General features: G+C 49.5%; 4 protein-coding genes. All 4 read left to right on the top strand.

Annotated features, from left to right (window positions below; genetic code table 11):
- Nucleotides 1-846, top strand: an 846-nt coding sequence (locus tag B2Z72_RS08995) for an efflux RND transporter permease subunit (protein ID WP_297004619.1), incomplete at its 5' end; no start/stop codon positions are given.
- Nucleotides 843-1,529 carry a HupE/UreJ family protein gene (locus tag B2Z72_RS08990; RefSeq protein ID WP_414716343.1) on the top strand — a complete coding sequence of 229 codons (687 nt, stop codon included), beginning with the start codon at nt 843-845 and terminating at the stop codon, nt 1,527-1,529. The genes B2Z72_RS08995 and B2Z72_RS08990, both read left to right, overlap by 4 nt.
- A gap of 10 nt (nt 1,530-1,539) precedes the next feature.
- Nucleotides 1,540-2,061: a hypothetical protein gene (locus B2Z72_RS08985; protein ID WP_296979996.1), complete on the top strand. Its 522-nt coding sequence runs from the start codon at nt 1,540-1,542 to the stop codon at nt 2,059-2,061.
- A gap of 28 nt (nt 2,062-2,089) precedes the next feature.
- A complete protein-coding gene (locus B2Z72_RS08980; protein ID WP_296979999.1) occupies nt 2,090-2,422 on the top strand; it encodes a DUF6488 family protein in 333 nt (110 codons plus the stop codon).
- Nucleotides 2,423-2,685: the final 263 nt, after the last annotated feature.

Raw genomic sequence — 2,685 nt, 5'->3', positions numbered from 1 at the left:
GCAGGTACCCTGTTTGAAGGAGATCGCCGGGCAGATATAACCGTACGCCTGCCTGAAACTGTACGCGCTGATATCGACGGCCTGAACTATTTACCGGTGACCGTTGCACACGGGCAGGTTGTTCCACTGCAGGAGCTGGTCACACTCAGTGAAAACATCGGTGTAAATCAGGTAAACCGCGAAAATGGTAAACGCCGCCTGGTAGTCACCGCCAACGTTCGCGGTCGCGATCTTGGCAGTTTTGTGGAAGCCGTGCGCAATGCTGTTGGTGATGAACTGGATATTCCCGCAGGCTACTGGGTGGAATATGGCGGTACCTATCAGAAGCTGCAGTCCGCGTCACAAAGACTGATGATTGTTGTGCCAGTAACTTTGCTTATGATCGTTGGCTTGCTGGTACTGGCACTGAATTCTGTGCGCGACGCACTGGTCATCTTTACCGGTGTTCCACTGGCCTTAACCGGCGGCGTACTGGCGCTGACCGTGCGTGATATTCCCTTTTCGATTTCTGCGGCCGTAGGATTTATTGCCCTGTCGGGTATCGCCATTCTGAACGCATTAGTGATGGTGTCGTTTATCCGGGAATTGCAGCGCTCTGGCCGAAGCATTGAGCAGGCCATCGTTGAAGGTGCACTGACCCGCCTGCGTCCGGTGATTACCACCGCGCTGGTAGCGTCACTGGGTTTTGTCCCGATGGCACTGAACTCAGGTATCGGCTCAGAAGTACAACGACCACTGGCAACCGTGGTGATTGGTGGTGTTATTTCTTCTACGATTCTGACCTTATTTGTGATTCCGGCACTGTACCGTCTGGTGCATCGTAGTGAAAAACGAGGGAATGCATGAAGTTTTCCATAGCAGGTCTTGTACTTTTACTCGTCATGTTAACGACAGCGTCCTTCGCCGTGGCTCATGGCGTTGATGATAATACCCGGACGTTTCTGCAACAGAATACCGGCGTGCAATTCGTCCCCTTTCTGTATATCGGTGCCAAGCACATGATCACAGGATACGATCACCTGCTGTTCCTACTAGGGGTAATCTTCTTTCTGTTCCGCAGCCGGGAAGTGCTCCTCTACGTCAGTCTGTTTACTCTGGGACACAGCATTACCCTGATGTCGGGCGTGCTGGCCAATATTCAGGTTAACGCTTACCTGATTGATGCCATCATCGGCCTTTCGGTTGTGTACAAAGGCTTCGACAACCTGGGTGGCTTTAAGCGGGTGTTGGGGTTTCAGCCGGACACACGTTACGCCGTACTGATTTTCGGCCTGTTTCATGGTTTTGGTCTGGCGACCAAGTTGCAGGAATTTCATATTCCCGAAGACGGACTGCTGACCAATCTGATTGCCTTTAATATCGGCGTCGAAATCGGACAGTTTGCTGCACTGGGCATTATCCTGATACTGATCTCGGCATGGCGTCATTCAGCAACCTTCAGCCGTTTCGCCGTACTCACTAATACGTTGTTGATGGCATCGGGCATCATGCTCACCGGCTACCAGTTAACTGGCTACTTTACGTCCTGAGGAGAGGAAAATGACAAATGCACAGATTCCGGCTAAGCAGCTCTGGCTGGCAACACTGACAGCAATTGCAGCGGGTCTGGTGACGCTGGTTACCGTCATCATGCCAGCGGAATACAATATAGACCCGACTGGTATTGGCGCTCGTCTTGGCCTAACGGCGCTGTCACCGGAACAGCTGATTGAAGCACCATCGGCCCTGAGTGACCCAGCGAATATAGATGGCTTGACTACCCTGGTTATCCCGGCTGGCAGTGGCAAAGAATTCAAACTGGAAATGACAGAAGGTAGCCAGGTTGATTTTGAATGGATCACTGATGGTGTCAGTATTTATGTTGATACCCATGGCGAACCGTTTAATGACACCAGTGGCTACTTTAAAAGTTATGCCATTACCACAACCAGTGAAATGAAAGGTAGTTTTACTGCACCTTTTGCTGGAACCCATGGCTGGTATTTCCGCAACGACAGTCAACAGGACATAACCGTCCAGCTATTTTTTGAAGGTCAGTACAAAAATCCTCATGCGATTTAAATCGCCAACAAGCAACAGGAGTTACTACATGAAAGCATTATTACTATCCGCCCTTCTGACGATTTCCGCATTCAGCGGAACTGTACAAGCTCACGGCGACCACGGTGCTATAAGTGAGTCAGGTGCGATGAATATTGCGACCCGCGTTGTGCAGAAAATGACCCTGCGAGACTATGGCTATACAGCTGGTCAACTGGATACCAGTTGGCAGAGCATTGGTAAAGATCAGGTCGTTCTGAAAGAAAGTGGGGAGAACTTCTACGTTGTTGAAGTTACAAAATCCGGTTCTGATGAAAAGGTGTATGTAAAAGTTCTTCTGGATGGCAGCATTTCTGACGTGTCAAAAGTGTATCCGTTCTGATCAGATTGGGCAGTTTGAATGCCGTTCCTTCGAATCCGATAGAGAAGGAACGGCGCGACCGGGCGAAACAAGCATCATCAGTGATGATGTTTATCGAGTTAGCCCCCATCAGCAAAAAGACACCAAATAAAACAATCGAAAAGTACAAACAATCATTAGCCTACTTTTTGATACAAAATGCTCAAGTTATCTAGAAATTTGCTCACCAGGAGCTTTACCGCACATGCATACCGCGGTCCTTATCTGTAGTAGTTCAGACCCAA

The organism is Thalassolituus sp. UBA6592, from assembly GCF_002433655.1.
Taxonomy (GTDB): Bacteria; Pseudomonadota; Gammaproteobacteria; order Pseudomonadales; family Oceanobacteraceae; genus Venatoribacter.
Note: the sequence above shows the minus strand (reverse complement) of the source record. Positions and strands in the feature narration are given on the sequence as shown.

Coding starts and splice junctions, on each gene's coding strand:
- B2Z72_RS08990 (WP_414716343.1), top strand. CDS start 843: ATGAAGTTTTCCATAGCAGGTCTTGTACTTTTACTCGTCATGTTAACG.
- B2Z72_RS08985 (WP_296979996.1), top strand. CDS start 1,540: ATGACAAATGCACAGATTCCGGCTAAGCAGCTCTGGCTGGCAACACTG.
- B2Z72_RS08980 (WP_296979999.1), top strand. CDS start 2,090: ATGAAAGCATTATTACTATCCGCCCTTCTGACGATTTCCGCATTCAGC.